This window comes from Bradyrhizobium sp. JR4.1 (assembly GCF_040548605.1).
Taxonomy (GTDB): domain Bacteria; phylum Pseudomonadota; class Alphaproteobacteria; order Rhizobiales; family Xanthobacteraceae; genus Bradyrhizobium; species Bradyrhizobium canariense.
On sequence record NZ_JBEPRY010000005.1, the window covers coordinates 129,714 to 145,186 of the forward strand.

Sequence of the window (15,473 nt, forward strand, 5' to 3'; positions counted from 1 at the left end):
ACGACGTTGGTATGGTTCGTGCAAGCATCTCAGCTTCCATCCCCCTGACAAGAACGTGAAAATGCCGAGCTCAAGACCCGACCGTATTCGCAAGCTGCTCGCCGACCTCGTCGGCTTCGACACGATCAGCGATCGCTCCAACCTGCCCCTGATCGCGCATATTGAAAGCTATCTCGCCGCGCATGGCGTCAAGGGTGAGCGCATCGTCGACGAGACCGGACAGAAAGCCTCGCTATGGGTCACCATTGGACCCGAGGACCGCCCCGGCCTGGTGCTGTCGGGCCATACCGACGTGGTGCCCGTGGTCGGCCAGGACTGGAGCCACGATCCGTTCAAGCTGGTCGAGCGCGACGGCAGGCTCTATGGCCGCGGCACCACCGACATGAAGGGATTCGTCGCGGTGTGCCTTGCCATGGTGCCCGAGATGCTGGAGGCAAAGCTTGCGACGCCGATTCATCTCGCCATTTCCTATGACGAGGAGATCGGCTGCGTCGGCGTGCGGCCGATGCTGCGCGAGGTCGCAAAAAAACGGATCAAACCGCTCGGCGCCTTCATCGGCGAGCCGACCGAGATGAAGGTCATCATCGGCCACAAGGGCAAGCACGGCGTGCGCGCGACCTTCAAGGGCCTCGCCCGCCACTCCTCGATCGCGCCTGAGGGCGTGAATGCGATCGAATATGCGGCCGAGCTGATCGTCGAAATCCGCCGCCGCGCGCTGCAACTCGCAAGCACGAAAGCAACGAACAGCCTCTACGACGTTCCGCACTCGACGCTGCTCACCAGCATCGTCCATGGCGGCGCCGCGCTGAACATCGTGCCGGATAGCTGCACGGTGGATTTCGAATGCCGCGGCATCGGCATCGCCGAGTCGCGGGAGGTCACGGATGCGATCGTCGCCTGGGCCAAGGCGGAGATTGAGCCGGCGATGAAAAAGCAGAATCCGGAGTGCGGCATCGATTTCGAGGAGATCCTCGACTACCCCGCGCTCGACACGGCGGCCGATGCGACCATCGTCACGCTGGCCAAGAGCCTTGCGGGGCGCAACGACCACGCCAAGGTCGCGTTCGGCACGGAGGCAAGCCTGTTCGCCAGCATGGCCGATATCCCGTCCGTCGTGATCGGCCCCGGTTCGATCGCACAGGCTCATACACCGGACGAGTTCGTGGAAATCGCGGAGCTGGAGAAATGCGCAGGCTTCGTGGAGAAGCTGATCGCGCATTGCGCGAAGGGGTAAAGCTTCTCCTCGTCATTGCGAGCGAAGCGAAGCAATCCAGAATGGTTCCGCGGGGGCAGTCTGGATTTGCTTCGTTGCAAGAGCTCCTCGCAATGACGGGAGTATGTGGGGCAGCGCGTATCCCACGTGAGCGGTGCGCCTCATCGCTCCTGCAACGCCAGCCGCACGCCAATCGCGCAGTAGATGGTCCCGACCACCTTGCCCTGCCACTTAACCACGGCTGGATGGCGGCGTAGCAAATTGCCGAGGCGGCCGGCGCTGACGGCGAACACCACCGTGCTGACGAGGCCGAGCAACACGAACACAGCGCCGAGCAGCGCGAGCTGCAGCGTCGTCGAGCCATGCTCGGGACGGACGAACTGTGGCAGGAACGCAAGGAAGAACAACGCGGTCTTCGGATTGAGCAGCTCGGTCAGTACGGCCTGCCGGAATGCCCGCACTGCGCTGATCGCGGGCGCGCCGCCATTCACCTCGAGCGGCGTCTTGTCGAGCATGGCGCGAATGCCGAGGTAGATCAGAAAGCCTGCGCCCGCGTATTTGACGACGCTGAACAGGAGCGCTGACGTTGCGATGATCGCAGAGAGGCCGACGATTGCCATGGTGGTGTGGACCACGTCACCGGCCGCAATTCCCGCGCCCGTCGCGATGCCGACCCTGGTGCCCGAGCTCGCGGCACGCGCCATGGTGAGGAGTGTCGCCGGACCGGGAATGAAGACGAAGCCGAGGACGATGAGGATGTAGGTGATGAGGGTCGTGTGATCGATCATGCGGGCAGCTCTCTCGTCATTCTGTCCCGTGTCCCAGACACGAGAGGAACGCAAGCAAAGGCGCGACCGCCGGCCGCACCTTCGGATTCCTTAAACCGCGCCCGCCTTCTGCGCGTATTCCCACGACGACTTCGACAGCGGCACGGTGCGCTTGGCGGATTCGAGCGCCTTGGCATTCGCTGCGGTGCCGTCGCGGACGCGGCCGGCGATGCCTTGCGTGATGCCGGCGAGGCGGAACAGGTTGTAAGCAAAGTACCAGTTGAGGTCAGGCACCGTCATCTTGGTGACGTTGCAATAGATCTGCGCGGCCTCTTCCACGCTCGGAATGTTGAGCGCCTTGAGGTCGGCGCCGTCCAGGCCGGGCATCACCCACTGCATCAACAGATAGGTGAAGTCGGCCATGGGATCGCCGAGCGTCGACAATTCCCAATCGAGCACGGCCTGCACGCGCGGTTCCGTCGCATGGAAAATCATGTTGTCGAGGCGATAGTCGCCGTGGACGATCGAGACGCGGGCCTGCTCCGGCACGGTCTTCGGCAACCATTCGGCGACCTTCTCGAACTCCGGAATGGTCTGGGTCTCGGACGCGCGGTACTGCTTGGTCCAGCGGTCGATCTGGCGCGCGAAATAATTGCCCGGCTTGCCGAAGTCGCCAAGACCGATCGCGACGGGATCGAACATATGGAGCTTGGCCAGCGTCTCGATCTTGCTTGTGAATATCTTGCGGCGGTCTTCCGGCGTCTGGCTCGGCAGCGTCGGATCCCAGAACACCCGGCCGTCTTCCATCGACATGATGTAGAAGGCCGAACCGATGATGCTGTCGTCCTGGCACAGCGCATAGGCCTTCGCGACCGGAAAGCCCTGCTTTCCCAGCGCCGCGATCACCCGATATTCGCGATCGACCGCATGCGCCGACGGCAACAATTTGCCGAACGGTTTTCTGCGCATCACGTAGGAGCGGTTCGGCGTGTCGAGCCGGTAGGTCGGGTTGGACTGGCCACCCCTAAACTGGAGGACGACCAGCGGTCCCTCATAGCCTTCGACGTTGTCGCGCATCCAGGCTTCGAGCCGCATCTCGTCGATACGATGACGCTCCTCGACCGGCTTGGTGCCCGAGAATTCTTCGTCTTTCCTGACGCCGTCAGCCACGATGACGCTCCCTCTTCAGTCCGGACATGATCCTAATCGGTAACCCCCAGCGCACTTGCGTCAAGCGGTCATCCGATCACGGATCATGCCCTGTCGTTTCTTCAAATCGGGAGCGCCAGCATGCTCTCCCGCTTAATGACTGGAAGAGTTTGCATACTTCCGAACCTCGAGCCTGGCAATGGCGCGATTGTGCACCTCGTCCGGGCCGTCGGCGAGACGGAGCGTGCGGATGTGGGCGTAGTCCTTGGCAAGGCCGGCTTCGTCCGAGACGCCTGCACCGCCAAAGGCCTGGATCGCCTCGTCGATGATCTTCAGCGCCATGTTGGGGGCTGCGACCTTGATCATGGCGATCTCGGCCTGCGCGGTCTTGTTGCCGACCTTGTCCATCATGTCGGCGGCCTTGAGGCACAACAGCCGCGTCATCTCGATATTGGTGCGGGCCTCGCCGATGCGCTGCTCCCACACCGAATGCTCGACGATCCGCTTGCCGAAAGCGGTGCGCGAGGTGAGCCGCTTCACCATCTTCTCCAGCGCCTCCTCGGCCTTGCCGACGGTGCGCATGCAGTGATGGATGCGGCCGGGACCGAGGCGGCCCTGTGCGATCTCGAAGCCGCGGCCCTCGCCGAGCAGGATGTTCTCCTTCGGCACCCGCACGTTCTCGAGCAGCACCTGGGCGTGGCCATGCGGCGCGTCGTCGAAGCCGAACACGGGCAGCATCTTCTCGACCTTGATGCCGGGGGTGTCGAGCGGAACCAGAATTTGCGACTGCTGCTGGTGCTTGGCCGCCTTGAAATCGGTCTTGCCCATCAGGATCGCGATCTTGCAGCGGGGATCGCCGACGCCGGACGACCACCATTTGCGGCCGTTGATGACGTAATGGTCGCCGTCCTTTACGATGCTGGTCTCGATGTTGGTGGCGTCAGACGAGGCCACCGCCGGCTCCGTCATCAGAAAGGCGGAGCGGATTTCGCCGTCCATCAGCGGACGCAGCCATTTGCGCTTCTGCTCCTTGGAGCCGTAGCGCATGAACACTTCCATGTTGCCGGTGTCGGGCGCGGAACAGTTGAAGACTTCCGAAGCCCAGGAGATGTGGCCCATCTGCTCCGAGAGCAGCGCGTATTCAAGATTGGTCAGTCCCGCGCCGCGGAATTCGTCGTCCTCATGCTCGTTCGGCGGCATGAACATGTTCCAGAGGCCTTCGGCCTTCGCCTTCTTCTTGAGATCCTCGAGAACCGGGATCACCTTCCAGCGTTCGCCCGTGCGATCCTGCTCATCATAGACCGGCACCGCCGGGCGCACGTGCTTGGTCATGAAAGACCGCACGCGGTCGAGCCATTCCTTCTGCTTCGGCGACAGATCGAAATCCATGGGACGCTCCTCGTCTTTGCCAACTTGTTTTGGCGAACTTGTTTTGCGCCGGACTGTCCACCCGCATTGTGCGACCCGCAAGTGCGAATGCGCGGCTTGCGGATGCTCCGGAACCCACTCGCGCATTTGCGAACGAGCCCCGATTGCGGATTGACTTTGCCGGCCTTCAAACGATAGTTTCATACAACTGTTTGAATTGCAACTCCCTCCCCGAGGGGCTCCCATGGCCAGCGATCATACCCGGACTGCCATCCTCGCCGCCGCCGAACGGCTCTATGCCGACCGCGGGTTCGGCGACGTGACGCTGCGCGACATCGTCGCGGAGGCCAACGTCAACCTCGCGGCGGTGAATTATCATTTCGGCTCGAAGGACGAGTTGATCGCGGAGCTGTTCGTGACACGCTCGATCGCCACCAACCGCGAGCGCCTGCGCGAATTGAAGGCGGCGGAAGAACAAGGCGGCGGCCGCGCGCCGATCGAGGTGATCCTGCATGCCCTGGTCGGCCCGACGCTGCGCGGCTGCCTTGGCCCCGAGAACCAGCGCTCGACCGCGGCGCGCTTCATGATCCGCGCCTCGATCGAATCCGTGCCGCCGATCCGCCGCATCAAGAATCGCGAGATCGACCATTTGCGCAAGTTCGCCGGCGCGATGCGAAGGTCCCTGCCCGACCGCAGCGACATCGATATCTACTGGGGTCTGAATTTCGCGCTCGCCATGGCGCACCACACTATACGCGAGAGCGAGCGGCTGACGAAACTGTCGGAAGGCAAATGCGATCTCGACGATGTCGAGGACGTGGTCGCGCGCGTCGTCAGCGTGGCGACGATGGCGCTGACGGCGGGGCGGACGGAGGCGAAGGCACCGTCACGGCTGGCTGCGCGTTAGCGCAACTCGTTGCCGCACTAACGGTGCGCTCCCTCGCCCCGTTCTTACGGGGAGAGGGTTGGGGTGAGGGGCCTCTCTCCGCGCATGAGATCGTCGAGGGACCTGCACCCCCTCACCCGGATCGCTGACGCGATCCGACCTCTCCCCGCGAGCGGGGCGAGGTAAGTAAGCGCGGTCACATCATCGCGATGCAGTCGATCTCGACGTCGAAGGGGCCGAACCATTCCGGCGTGCAGACGAAGATCCGCGCCGGCGGATCGCGCGGGAAATAGCGCGCATAGACGGCGTTGAACGCGGCGAAGTGTTTGGTCGAGGTGCAGTAGACGTTGCACTTCATGACATTGTCGAGGCTCGCGCCCGCCGTCTGAAGGCACAGCTTCATCTGCTCCATGATCAGTTCGCTCTGCCGCTCGATCGGCACGTCCGCGATCTCGCCCGTCTCGGGGTCGAATGGCGGCAGGCCGGCGACGAAGATCATGTTGCCGGCGCGCGTGACCGGCGAGACCGGGGCTTTCCAGCGGTCGAGGAACGTCGAGATCGGGTCGACGCGGAGCGCTTCGCGTTTAATTTCGAGATTCATGGGCGGTCACCTTCGGTGCAAGCGAGATGACGGCTTGCTACATCATCATGCAGCCGTCATGCTTCGCTTCTGATCGAAGTTTGCCCGCCGAGCCGCCTAGGCGTGCTGCGGCATCTCCTCGGCCTCTTCCTTGGCGAGCAGCAGCAGCATCTCGATGCCCATGTCGCCTTCCTGCGGCGAGCGGATGAACTTTATTTCGTCGGCGCTTTGCCGCAATGCGGCAACGATCGCGACGGCTTGGTTGGCCGTTGCCGCCTCGGTCGCCAGAATTGCCTTCTGGTTCTTGGCCTGAAACCCGATCGTGTAGGACATGCGTTCCCTCCCGGACTGAGTGGACCGATCGAATCTGAGTCGCGCGCCAAGCGGAAGCCTGTGTGAGTACGGACCGGGATTATCTGGGGATTGCGCGCAAGGCTCGCACAAGGCCGCAGGCGCGTCATGCTGACGTCACTTTTTTATCCAATGGCGATCAGGCCAAACTGCGAGGGCCGCTTCGCCGAAGCTAGATAATGCCCTGCTGCTTCAGTGCCTCGATCTTGCCGGCATCGTAGCCGAGCTTGCCGGCGAGCACCTCCTGGGTGTGCTCACCCAGCAGCGGCGGGGCGCGGTAATCCTTGATCGGGGTTTCCGAGAGCGTCAGGGCGTTGCGGATCAGCGAGAGATCGGGCTGGAAGGGATGGTCGACCTTCACCCGCATGCCGCGCGACTGGACGTGCGGATCCGAAAACACCTGCTCGAAATTGTTGATCGGGCCCGAGGGAACGCCGGCCTCCTCCAGCTTCTCCAGCCAGTAGGCGACCGGCTGCTTCAGGAACAGGCCGGCGAAGATCGCCATGATCTCCTTGCCGTGAACGACACGGTCGTTGTTCTTGAGGAAGCGCTTGTCGTTGGCGAGCTCGGGCTCGCCGAGCACGGCGCAGGTGCGCTGGAACTGGCCGTCATTGCCGACCACCAGCATCAATTCGCCGTCGGTGCAGCGGAACACGCCGGCCGGCATGCCGCCATTGCCCCAGGTGCCGCGGCGCGGCGGCGTCTTGCCGTTGACGAGGTAGATCTGCAGCCAGTGCGACAACGATGCGATGACGGTGTCGAACAGGCAGACGTCGATATGCTGTCCCACGCCGTCATTGGCGTCGCGATGGTAGAGCGCCGAGAGAATCCCGATCGAGGTGTTCATGCCGGTCATGTAGTCGACGATCGAGGGGCCGACCTTCATCGGGCCCTCGCCGGGCTCGCCGTCGATATGGCCGGTGACGCTCATCAGGCCGCCCATCGCCTGCAGGATGGCGTCGTAGCCGGCGCGCGGCGCATAGGGGCCGGTCTGGCCGAAGCCGGTCACCGAGCAATAGATAATGCCGGGATTGATCGCCTTGATGGTCTCGTAGTCGAGGCCGTAGCGCTTGAGATCGCCGACCTTGTAGTTCTCCATGAAGACGTCGACGTCCTTGGCGAGCTCACGGATGATCGCCTGCCCCTCGGGCTTGGCGATGTTGACCGTGACCGACTTCTTGTTGCGGTTGGCGCAGAGGTAAAACGAGTTGTTGTTGTTGGCTCCGCCATCAGGGTCGGTCAGATAGGGCGGGCCGAAGGCGCGCGCGTCGTCGCCGGTGCCCGGCCGCTCGATCTTGATCACCTCCGCGCCCAAATCGCCCAGCATCTGGGCCGACAAGGGCCCGGCAAGCACGCGGGTGAGGTCAAGGATCTTGATGCCTGAGAGCGGCAGCGCCGACATGTCGAATTCCTCCGGGAACTGGATCTTGGCGCGGCCGCGAGATCGCGGGCCGCGCTCCCTGCGGATACACCATTTTGGCGGCCCGAGCACTGCACTGTGGGCATACGGCCATCCGCCCGCCCGCCCGGCGCAGGTCATCCGCCCGGTGAATTTCCGCCGCGCGAATATTCTCAGGTCACGGCCGCTGCGGCCACCTGCGGCCGTCGGCGGCCGAGCAGGACCAGGATCAGCACCGTGGCGCAGGAGCAGACCAAGGTGAGACCGAGCGCGCCGCGGCTGCCAAACTGGGTGAGCAGGCCGACAAGGAGCGGCGGCGAAACCGCGGATGCGAGATTGAGCGGCAGCGCGATCATCGACATCGCCTTGGCGAACTCGGTCTGATCGTAGAACACGAGCGGGATCGTCGCCCGCGCCACCGCCATTGCACCGCTGCCGGCGCCATAGAGCAGGATGAAGGCCGCAACCGCCCAGGTCGCGCCCTCGCTCGTCATCAGCAGCAGCATGGCGACCGGGAGCGCCGTACCGGCAACGAGCCCGGTCGTGATTCCATCCCATCGCCCTCCGCCGAGAAAATCGAGCCCGCGGGCGCTGACCTGGATCACGCCCAGCATCGAGCCGAACGCAAGCGCCTGCGCCGGGGGAAGCCCCTCCGCCCGGAGCAACTCGATCATGATGGCGCCGATGCCGAAATTGACGAAGGCGTTCAGTGTGATCGCGGCGGCGACGAGGCTGAAGGTGCTCCTGGGAATCGCAGGCGGCGGCGAGGATTTCACCGGCTCACCGCCATGATCACCGGCGATTTTCCGGCGCGGTGCAAAGAATGCATAGAGCGGAAGGTTGATGACGATCATCATCGCCGCGTAGACGAGGCACGTGCCGCGCCAGCCGAGCAGACCGCTGAGGAACGACGTCGTCGGCCAGAAGATGCTGCTCGACAGGCCCGTCACCAGCATGAGCGCGCCGATCGCGTTCTTGGCCTGCCGCCCGGCGACCTCGTTCAGCATGATATAGGCACCGGTCGAAAGCGTGGCGCTGCCGGCGATGCCAAGGACGATCCAGGCCGCGAAATACAGCATCGGCTCGCGCGCGAGGGACAGCAGGATGAAGCCCGGCACGGTGAGGACCGTACCTGAGATCATCACCTTTCGTGCGCCGTGCCGCGCAAACGACTTGGCGAGCCAGGGCGCGCATAGCCCCATCGACACATAAAGAACGGACGTCCCGGCGAACACCGCCGGCAGGCTCATGCCGAGATCGGCCGCGAGATCGCGTCCGACAATGGCGGGAAGGCCGATCGTCCCCCACCCGACAAGCTGGGAGACCGCGAGCACCAGCAGGACCCCGATGAGCCTGCTGTCAGATTTCAGAAACCGCATTCCAATTGTCGCCTGCCCGGCAGGCGCAGATCACGCCTGTGACGGCAGTCTTACCCGGAGACTCAGCGCACGGAAACGCCGGCCGACGAATGGCAGCAGGCGGCCGGGAGCATGTCAGGAGGCGGCAGGAGCTCCCTGCCCCGCGAGCCCGAGCAGGGATCGCGCCTCGGCCGCAGTCGCCACGCGCCTGCCGTGGCGCGCGACAGCCTCACCGGCGATGGCCACGAGCTCCGCGTTGCTGGCCGCAAGGCGTGCCTTGTCGATCCTGATATTGTCCTCGAGTCCGGTGCGAACCGCATCGGCGCCCCGCGCGAGCGCCCAGCCCATGACCTCGGCCTGGTGGCGTCCGATCCCGGCTGCCGTCCACGTCGCCTTCGGGATCAGCCGCCTGAGCTCTCCCAGCAGGATGTCGAGGACATGCTCGTCCGCGGGCATGGCGTTCTTGACGCCCATGACGAACTGCACGTGCGGACTGGAATCGATCAACCCCGCCTCGATCAGGCGGCGGGCGCCATGCAGATGCGACAAATCGAAGATCTCGATTTCCGGCCGGATGCCATTCGCCTTCATCCCGGTGGCGAGCGTCTCGACCAGCGCGGCACTGTTCTCGTAGACGATGGTCGGAAAGTTCACCGATCCCGTGGACAGCGAGGCCATGTCCGGCTTCAGGTAGAGCGACGATCCGCGCGCCGAGGGATCGCGGCCCCGCCCGCCGGTCGAGAACTGAACGATCATCCCAGGACAGTGCTTTTTGATCCCCGCCTGCACCAGGGCGAAACGCTCGGGATCGGAGGACGGCGTCTCGTCATCGTTGCGCACATGGATATGGGCGAGCGTGGCACCGGCTTCGAACGCCTGGTGCGTCGACTCGATCTGCTCGGACGGCAGGATCGGGACGGCGGGATTGTCCTTCTTGCGCGGAACGGAGCCGGTGATTGCGACGGCAATGACAGCAGGGTTCATCTTGCAACCTCATATTGATTGCGCTCACGCGCACAAATTCGGATCGGCAGCCTGACTATGCAGTGAGGCCCTGCCGCCGCGAACATCATCGATCGCGGCGGCAGTTGCCTCTATCATACGCGTCAGGTCCGAACCGTGGCAGCCCCGCTCACCGCATCGCCGGCGCGCTGACGGTCATAATCTGCCCGCGGCATCGGAACCGCATTGGGATTGCCGAGATCGTCGATCCTGATCCGATAGGTTTCCCGCGCGGTCAGGGCCGCCAGCGCGGCGATGATCGTGATAGCGAAGGCAATCGCCCCCACCGTCAACGGAATGTTGGTCGAGCCGGGAGGCGCGACGGTCGCAAACAGGGCGGGAAGCAATGCAGTGATTGTCGTGCCGATGTTCTGCGAGATCGCCATGGCCGACACGCGGGTGCGGGTCGGAAACAGTTCGGGGTAGAAGCTCGGGAAAATCGCGTTGTAGCCCTGATAGACGACGCCCCACATCAGCAGCGACACCAATATTGCGAGCGGCACATTCCTGATGCTGATGGCATAGAGATAACAAAAGGCGAGCAAACCGGAGAGAAGCGCGCCTACGATGATCGGAGGCTTGCGGCCGACCTTGTCGGAGAGATTGCCGACGAAGGGAATGACGAACACGGCCAGCATGTTTCCGAGGACCGGGATCCAAAGATAGACGTCCTTGGCAAAACCGATCCCGTAGGCCGGCTGCACCGCATAGGCCGCGCCGAAGATGGTCGCAACGACAGGAATGACATTCATCAGCGCCATGCAGATGACCCTGAGCATGTCGCGCCAGCTCAGCTTGATGGCCTGGACGATGGGCGCGCGCGGAGCTTCTCCCCGCTCGCCCTCGCGGGCAAAAGCAGGGGTCTCGTCGACTTCACGACGAATGATGTAGCCCGCGACGATGACGAAGAAGCTGAGGAGGAAGGGAATCCGCCAGCCCCAGCTGTTGAAGGCCTCGGTCGGCATATAGGCCGCCAACGGCAGGAAGATTGCTGCGGCGAGGATCTGTCCAGCCTGCACCCCCTGGAGGGCGAAGCTGGCATAGAAGCCCCGCCGACCGAACGGCGCGTGCTCCAAGATCATCGAGCTTGCGCCTGAGATTTCGCCGGCAACGGCAAATCCCTGCACGAGGCGCAGAATGACGAGCAGAATTGGCGCCAGGATGCCAACCTGCTGGTAGGTCGGCAAGATACCCACGGCCATCGTCGAGATGCCCATCAGGAACATGCAGATGATGAGAACCGTCTTGCGGCCATGGGTGTCGCCCCAATGTCCGAGCACGAAGGCGCCGATGGGACGAGCCACATAGCCGACGCCATAGGTCGCCAGCGACGCAATGATCGCGACGGTGGGATTCTCCGACGGGAAGAAGATTTGCGGGAAGATCAGCGACGCGGCGGTCGCGTAGATGAAGAAGTCATAATATTCGAGAGCCGACCCGATCCAGCCGCTGGCAGCGGCTTTCCTGGACTGACTCATCTGATGGATCGCGGTCATCTCAAGATTCCTCCCTTGGGTTTTGCTGACGTCCCGTTGACGGGCTTCGCTCAAAATTGGGCAGCACTCTCCGGCCGCTCTGCGGAGTTTCGCGAGCGCTTGTCATGGCCGATGGGTGTCTGCTTGGTGGCGACGATAGGCTTTCGCCGGGCTAACACAATTACCCAGTTATGCGACAAACCTAACATGATGTTATTTGCGCGCCAGGCGCAGATCACGCCTCTAAGGTCCTCTTAGCTGCAAATCGCAGAATAGAGGAATGTCGGTTCCGAATGGTGTGGAGCGCCCTTCGCAGAACAGCGGGGTGAGGCGGTTGACATTGGACCATTGCATGGTCCATTTTATGAAACTTGAGGAAGGACAATGAGATGCGGGTCTCCGTCACCGACGCAAAAGGACAATTGACCGATCTTGTCCGCCGCGCAGAGGCCGGCGACGAGGTGATCCTGACGCGGCATGGACATCCCGCGGTGCGGCTCGTCCCGGTCAGGCTTCCGCCGGACCGCGCCGCCCGCCGGACCGTGCTCGAGGCGGCGCGAAGGACCGGCGGGGCCAAAGCTATCCCCGGACCGAGCGCCGCGCGCAGTCAGGACTTTCTTTTCGGGGATGACGGACTGCCGGAATGATCGCGCTCGATACCTCCGCGCTGATGGCGATCGTGCTCGACGAACCGCAGGCCGATGCTTGCATCACCGCGTTGGAAACCGCCGACGAAATCCTGATCTCGGCGGCCTCCATTGCAGAAAGCCTGATCGTCGCGGCACGGCGGGGCGTCGACGAAGAAATGAACAAGCTGATCAACGATCTCGGTTTGAACGTGATCTCGGTGACCCAAGCATCGGCCGAACGCGTGGCGCAGATCTACTCGCGTTGGGGCAAAGGCATTCGTCCTGCCGGTCTCAACTTTGGTGACTGCTTCGCCTACGATGTCGCCAAGGAGCATGGCTGCGCACTTCTTTACGTCGGCGACGACTTTGCCAAGACGGATATCGTTGCGGCGGCGTAAGTCGACGACTGCCGCGGCGGCGACTTACCGGCCGAACAGAAAAGCCGCGGGGCACCCGTCAGGCTGTATGGCCGGGATCGACGTGCTTCGGCGTTTTCTTGTCGCGTTGGGGCGTCATCTTGGCCGGATCCGGCGCATCCGGCACGCCACGCGGCCCGAGCTGGTCGCGCTGAATGTCGTCTTCGGAGCGGGAGGGTTCAATGCCGTTCGGCTCACGGGGCTTGGTCATCGCAGCCTCCTGAAGTGTTCTGCTCGGAGTGTCCGGTCAAATTCCCAGCGCGTTCTCGCCGGCTTCGCGGCCGGGCACGCTGACATGGACTTCGTGTCCCTCGCGAAGCGCCAGCGATGCTGCGGCAACCGCCGACTCGAAAGCCGCCTCCTTGGTGCTGTATCTGTTCTTGACGTCGCCGTCGTGCAGCACGCCCCATTCGTCCTGCACCGGCACGATCGTGTATTGCGCGAGGCCCATGGTGTAACTCCTCGAGATCTATCGCTGCGTGAGCTGCGGGTGCGCGGCGGTCACGCGCCAAACCGTGTTGCCGCTGTCGTCGGCGACCAGCAGCGCGCCGGTCTTGTCGATGGCGACACCGACGGGCCGCCCGCGCGCGTGGTTGTCGCTGTTGAGGAAGCCGGTGACGACATCCTGCGGCGGGCCGCTCGGCTTGCCGTCCGTGAACGGCACGAACACGACCTTGTAGCCGTTCAAGACCTGCCTGTTCCAACTGCCGTGCTCGCCGACGAAGGCGCCGCCGCGATAGGCGGGCGGCAAACTCGCGCTCGTGTTGAAAGCCATTCCAAGCGGCGCGACATGCGAGCTCAGCGCGTAGTCAGGCACGATCGCTTTGGCAACGAGGTCGGGTCGCTCCGGCTTGACGCGAGGATCGACGTGCTGGCCGTAATAGCTGTAGGGCCAGCCATAGAAGCCGCCGTCCTTCACCGATGTCATGTAGTCCGGCACGAGATCGGGACCGAGCTCGTCGCGCTCGTTCACCACCGTCCATAGCGACCCGGTCTGCGGCTCGAAGCTGAGACCGTTGGGATTGCGCAAGCCGCTCGCGAAGATGCGCCAGCGGCCGCTGGCACGGTCGACCTCGAGGATCGCGGCGCGATTGTGCTCGGCCTCCATGCCGTTCTCGGTGATGTTGCTGTTGGAGCCGACGCCGGCATACAACTTTGAACCGTCGGGGCTCGCGACCAGGCTCTTGGTCCAGTGATGGTCGATCGGTCCGCCCGGCAGCGGCGTCAGTACCGTGCCCGGCGCGGTGATCTTGGTATCGCCTTCGGTGTAGGGATATCTGACGATCGCATCGGTGTTGGCGACATAGAGATCGTTGCCGACCAGCGCGACGCCGAACGGCGAGTTGAGATGGTCGAGGAAGACGCTTTGCGTATCCGGGACGCCGTCGCCGTTGCTGTCGCGCAGCAGCGTGATGCGGTTGCTCTCGCCGGTGTCGCCGCCGGATGTCGCCCAGGACTCGACATATCCCATCACGATTTCCTTGGGCCGCTTGATCGGAGCACCCTTCGGCGCCTTGGATTCCACCACCAGCACGTCGCCGTTGGGAAGCACGTAGAGAAATCGGGGGTGCTGCAAGCCGGTCGCGAAGGCCTTGGCCTGCAAGCCCTGCGCAACGGCCGGGGTCTCGTCCTTTTTCCAGCCGACGATGCGGGCGATGTGCATCGGGGGCAGCCAATATTGCTGGATGTCGGGCAGCGTCGGGTTGGCGCCGGTTTGCGCCTTGGGATCGCCACTGCCGTCATTGCAGCCGGCGAGACACAGCAGCGAGGCGCACAACAGCGCCCTAGCGATTGCGGAGTTCATCGCGCAACTCCTACACCGTGGCGATACACCATGGCCCAGCCGAGCCAGCCGGTGACCGGCAGGATCAATACGGTGATGGCTGAAAGAATGAGCCCGGTCGGCCACACCGAGGTCCAGGCATCGCGCGTGTGGATCAACGCATTGATGGTTGCCAGGATCAGCGCCAGCGCGTTGCCGATCAGATGCGGCCAGGCTGGCGCCTGTGCCCGCACCAGGCGGTTGCCGAGGAAATCGGTCAGGCCGGCGATGGCGGCCAGCACGCCGAAGATGACGCCGACGACCAGAAGCCAGGCCGAAAAATCCGCCCACATGATCTCGGCACTGACGACATAGGCGATGTCGGTCAGCAGCGCCCCGATGAAGCACGCGATTGGGATCGGCACCAGCATCGGATGAATCGGATGGCCTGCGATTTGCGCGGTCGAGCGCACACGCAAATTGTCTTGCACGATTGACCTCGTGTGACTTTCGCCCCGCCCGACGGCCAACTCATGCTGGCGGTGAAGGTTCCTACGCTTGCGCAGTCACCGGCGTGCCGCCTGATACGCCGCGGACGCCCGCTTCCCCGGGCTAACCGACGATTTGCATCAGATGCACGCAGGCATCCGCCATGTCGTCGCGAGCTCGTGCCCTCGAAAAACGCAACGCAATTTGAACTCAGTGATCCCCGATCCCCGCAACGCCGATACCGGTTATCGCAATGCCGCCCACACCGTCACCGGCCGTCCTGTCGAAATGCCAAGCTCCAGCCGACATTGGGACTGACCTGCCCCTGGAGAGGGTCGGTCCATCGAGATGCAACAATTGTTGGGATGGAGCGGGTGAAGGGAATCGAACCCTCGTATTCAGCTTGGAAGGCTGCTGCTCTACCATTGAGCTACACCCGCGACAGGGGCTCCCTAACACGGCCGGGCGGCGGTCTCAACTGCCCAAGATCAACGGCCCAACACAAGATCAACTGCCCAAGAGTCGGCTTTCCAGCGCCTTCCCGGCCCTGCGAACAGCCGCTGGTTCCTCCCGACCCGCCTCCCCTTAACAACACCGGAATTGCTGCCTATATTGAAATCTTCCGCAAC

General features: G+C 63.6%; 17 protein-coding genes and 1 tRNA gene. 4 read left to right on the top strand and 14 right to left on the bottom strand.

The window, feature by feature from the left end:
* Window positions 1-61 precede the first annotated feature (61 nt).
* A complete protein-coding gene (argE, locus tag ABIB90_RS14155) occupies window positions 62-1,234 on the top strand; it encodes an acetylornithine deacetylase (protein ID WP_354128764.1) in 1,173 nt (390 codons plus the stop codon).
* Window positions 1,235-1,374: 140 nt separating this feature from the next.
* Here argE and ABIB90_RS14160 read toward each other — a convergent pair whose 3' ends face one another.
* The 3 genes from ABIB90_RS14160 to ABIB90_RS14170 all read right to left on the bottom strand — a co-directional run bounded on the left by ABIB90_RS14160 (window position 1,375) and on the right by ABIB90_RS14170 (window position 4,518).
* Window positions 1,375-2,001 (bottom strand): LysE family translocator, encoded by a 627-nt coding sequence (locus ABIB90_RS14160; protein ID WP_354200913.1) that lies wholly within the window; start codon window positions 1,999-2,001, stop codon window positions 1,375-1,377.
* A gap of 90 nt (window positions 2,002-2,091) precedes the next feature.
* Window positions 2,092-3,150 (bottom strand): phosphotransferase family protein, encoded by a 1,059-nt coding sequence (locus ABIB90_RS14165; RefSeq protein WP_354200914.1) that lies wholly within the window; start codon window positions 3,148-3,150, stop codon window positions 2,092-2,094.
* Between the two features lie 132 nt (window positions 3,151-3,282).
* Window positions 3,283-4,518 carry an acyl-CoA dehydrogenase family protein gene (locus ABIB90_RS14170; protein ID WP_354200915.1) on the bottom strand — a complete coding sequence of 412 codons (1,236 nt, stop codon included), beginning with the start codon at window positions 4,516-4,518 and terminating at the stop codon, window positions 3,283-3,285.
* Between the two features lie 223 nt (window positions 4,519-4,741).
* Here ABIB90_RS14170 and ABIB90_RS14175 point away from each other — a divergent pair, with 223 nt between their 5' ends.
* Window positions 4,742-5,404: a TetR/AcrR family transcriptional regulator gene (locus tag ABIB90_RS14175; protein ID WP_219683762.1), complete on the top strand. Its 663-nt coding sequence runs from the start codon at window positions 4,742-4,744 to the stop codon at window positions 5,402-5,404.
* A 175-nt stretch (window positions 5,405-5,579) separates the two neighbouring features.
* Here the strand turns inward: ABIB90_RS14175 and ABIB90_RS14180 are convergent, their stop codons facing one another.
* The 6 genes from ABIB90_RS14180 to ABIB90_RS14205 all read right to left on the bottom strand — a co-directional run bounded on the left by ABIB90_RS14180 (window position 5,580) and on the right by ABIB90_RS14205 (window position 11,569).
* A complete protein-coding gene (locus tag ABIB90_RS14180; RefSeq protein WP_007602926.1) occupies window positions 5,580-5,984 on the bottom strand; it encodes a RidA family protein in 405 nt (134 codons plus the stop codon).
* Between the two features lie 96 nt (window positions 5,985-6,080).
* Window positions 6,081-6,296 (bottom strand): hypothetical protein, encoded by a 216-nt coding sequence (locus ABIB90_RS14185; protein ID WP_007602925.1) that lies wholly within the window; start codon window positions 6,294-6,296, stop codon window positions 6,081-6,083.
* 190 nt (window positions 6,297-6,486) lie between these two features.
* Window positions 6,487-7,716 (bottom strand): CaiB/BaiF CoA transferase family protein, encoded by a 1,230-nt coding sequence (locus tag ABIB90_RS14190; protein ID WP_007602924.1) that lies wholly within the window; start codon window positions 7,714-7,716, stop codon window positions 6,487-6,489.
* Between the two features lie 170 nt (window positions 7,717-7,886).
* Window positions 7,887-9,092 carry an MFS transporter gene (locus ABIB90_RS14195; RefSeq protein WP_354200916.1) on the bottom strand — a complete coding sequence of 402 codons (1,206 nt, stop codon included), beginning with the start codon at window positions 9,090-9,092 and terminating at the stop codon, window positions 7,887-7,889.
* A gap of 114 nt (window positions 9,093-9,206) precedes the next feature.
* Window positions 9,207-10,055 carry a 3-oxoadipate:acetyl-CoA acetyltransferase gene (locus ABIB90_RS14200; RefSeq protein ID WP_007602922.1) on the bottom strand — a complete coding sequence of 283 codons (849 nt, stop codon included), beginning with the start codon at window positions 10,053-10,055 and terminating at the stop codon, window positions 9,207-9,209.
* A gap of 122 nt (window positions 10,056-10,177) precedes the next feature.
* Entirely contained in the window at window positions 10,178-11,569 is a 1,392-nt protein-coding gene (locus tag ABIB90_RS14205) for an MFS transporter (RefSeq protein WP_354200917.1), read from the bottom strand.
* 368 nt (window positions 11,570-11,937) lie between these two features.
* On the opposite strand from ABIB90_RS14205, the gene ABIB90_RS14210 reads away from it, so the two are divergent.
* Window positions 11,938-12,195, top strand: coding sequence for a type II toxin-antitoxin system Phd/YefM family antitoxin (locus ABIB90_RS14210; RefSeq protein ID WP_007602915.1), 258 nt, complete (start codon window positions 11,938-11,940; stop codon window positions 12,193-12,195).
* Window positions 12,192-12,575: a type II toxin-antitoxin system VapC family toxin gene (locus ABIB90_RS14215; RefSeq protein ID WP_007602914.1), complete on the top strand. Its 384-nt coding sequence runs from the start codon at window positions 12,192-12,194 to the stop codon at window positions 12,573-12,575. The genes ABIB90_RS14210 and ABIB90_RS14215 overlap by 4 nt, the downstream gene beginning before the upstream one ends.
* A gap of 58 nt (window positions 12,576-12,633) precedes the next feature.
* Here the strand turns inward: ABIB90_RS14215 and ABIB90_RS14220 are convergent, their stop codons facing one another.
* The 5 genes from ABIB90_RS14220 to ABIB90_RS14240 form a co-directional block, all read right to left on the bottom strand.
* Window positions 12,634-12,804: a hypothetical protein gene (locus ABIB90_RS14220; RefSeq protein WP_219683770.1), complete on the bottom strand. Its 171-nt coding sequence runs from the start codon at window positions 12,802-12,804 to the stop codon at window positions 12,634-12,636.
* Between the two features lie 36 nt (window positions 12,805-12,840).
* Window positions 12,841-13,044: a hypothetical protein gene (locus ABIB90_RS14225; RefSeq protein WP_007611681.1), complete on the bottom strand. Its 204-nt coding sequence runs from the start codon at window positions 13,042-13,044 to the stop codon at window positions 12,841-12,843.
* Between the two features lie 18 nt (window positions 13,045-13,062).
* The gene (locus ABIB90_RS14230; RefSeq protein ID WP_219683772.1) at window positions 13,063-14,397 is read right to left on the bottom strand and encodes a PQQ-dependent sugar dehydrogenase; all 1,335 of its coding nucleotides are present in this window, start codon (window positions 14,395-14,397) and stop codon (window positions 13,063-13,065) included.
* Window positions 14,394-14,846: a DUF2231 domain-containing protein gene (locus ABIB90_RS14235; RefSeq protein ID WP_219683774.1), complete on the bottom strand. Its 453-nt coding sequence runs from the start codon at window positions 14,844-14,846 to the stop codon at window positions 14,394-14,396. The genes ABIB90_RS14230 and ABIB90_RS14235 overlap by 4 nt, the downstream gene beginning before the upstream one ends.
* A gap of 364 nt (window positions 14,847-15,210) precedes the next feature.
* Window positions 15,211-15,284 (bottom strand) — tRNA-Gly (locus ABIB90_RS14240).
* Window positions 15,285-15,473: the final 189 nt, after the last annotated feature.

What these genes read in the sequence shown, in the direction of transcription:
- argE (WP_354128764.1), top strand. Translation starts at nt 62, where the DNA reads ATGCCGAGCTCAAGACCCGACCGTATTCGCAAGCTGCTCGCCGACCTC.
- ABIB90_RS14160 (WP_354200913.1), bottom strand. Translation starts at nt 2,001, where the DNA reads ATGATCGATCACACGACCCTCATCACCTACATCCTCATCGTCCTCGGC.
- ABIB90_RS14170 (WP_354200915.1), bottom strand. Translation starts at nt 4,518, where the DNA reads ATGGATTTCGATCTGTCGCCGAAGCAGAAGGAATGGCTCGACCGCGTG.
- ABIB90_RS14175 (WP_219683762.1), top strand. Translation starts at nt 4,742, where the DNA reads ATGGCCAGCGATCATACCCGGACTGCCATCCTCGCCGCCGCCGAACGG.
- ABIB90_RS14180 (WP_007602926.1), bottom strand. Translation starts at nt 5,984, where the DNA reads ATGAATCTCGAAATTAAACGCGAAGCGCTCCGCGTCGACCCGATCTCG.
- ABIB90_RS14185 (WP_007602925.1), bottom strand. Translation starts at nt 6,296, where the DNA reads ATGTCCTACACGATCGGGTTTCAGGCCAAGAACCAGAAGGCAATTCTG.
- ABIB90_RS14190 (WP_007602924.1), bottom strand. Translation starts at nt 7,716, where the DNA reads ATGTCGGCGCTGCCGCTCTCAGGCATCAAGATCCTTGACCTCACCCGC.
- ABIB90_RS14195 (WP_354200916.1), bottom strand. Translation starts at nt 9,092, where the DNA reads ATGCGGTTTCTGAAATCTGACAGCAGGCTCATCGGGGTCCTGCTGGTG.
- ABIB90_RS14200 (WP_007602922.1), bottom strand. Translation starts at nt 10,055, where the DNA reads ATGAACCCTGCTGTCATTGCCGTCGCAATCACCGGCTCCGTTCCGCGC.
- ABIB90_RS14205 (WP_354200917.1), bottom strand. Translation starts at nt 11,569, where the DNA reads ATGACCGCGATCCATCAGATGAGTCAGTCCAGGAAAGCCGCTGCCAGC.
- ABIB90_RS14210 (WP_007602915.1), top strand. Translation starts at nt 11,938, where the DNA reads ATGCGGGTCTCCGTCACCGACGCAAAAGGACAATTGACCGATCTTGTC.
- ABIB90_RS14215 (WP_007602914.1), top strand. Translation starts at nt 12,192, where the DNA reads ATGATCGCGCTCGATACCTCCGCGCTGATGGCGATCGTGCTCGACGAA.
- ABIB90_RS14220 (WP_219683770.1), bottom strand. Translation starts at nt 12,804, where the DNA reads ATGACCAAGCCCCGTGAGCCGAACGGCATTGAACCCTCCCGCTCCGAA.
- ABIB90_RS14225 (WP_007611681.1), bottom strand. Translation starts at nt 13,044, where the DNA reads ATGGGCCTCGCGCAATACACGATCGTGCCGGTGCAGGACGAATGGGGC.
- ABIB90_RS14230 (WP_219683772.1), bottom strand. Translation starts at nt 14,397, where the DNA reads ATGAACTCCGCAATCGCTAGGGCGCTGTTGTGCGCCTCGCTGCTGTGT.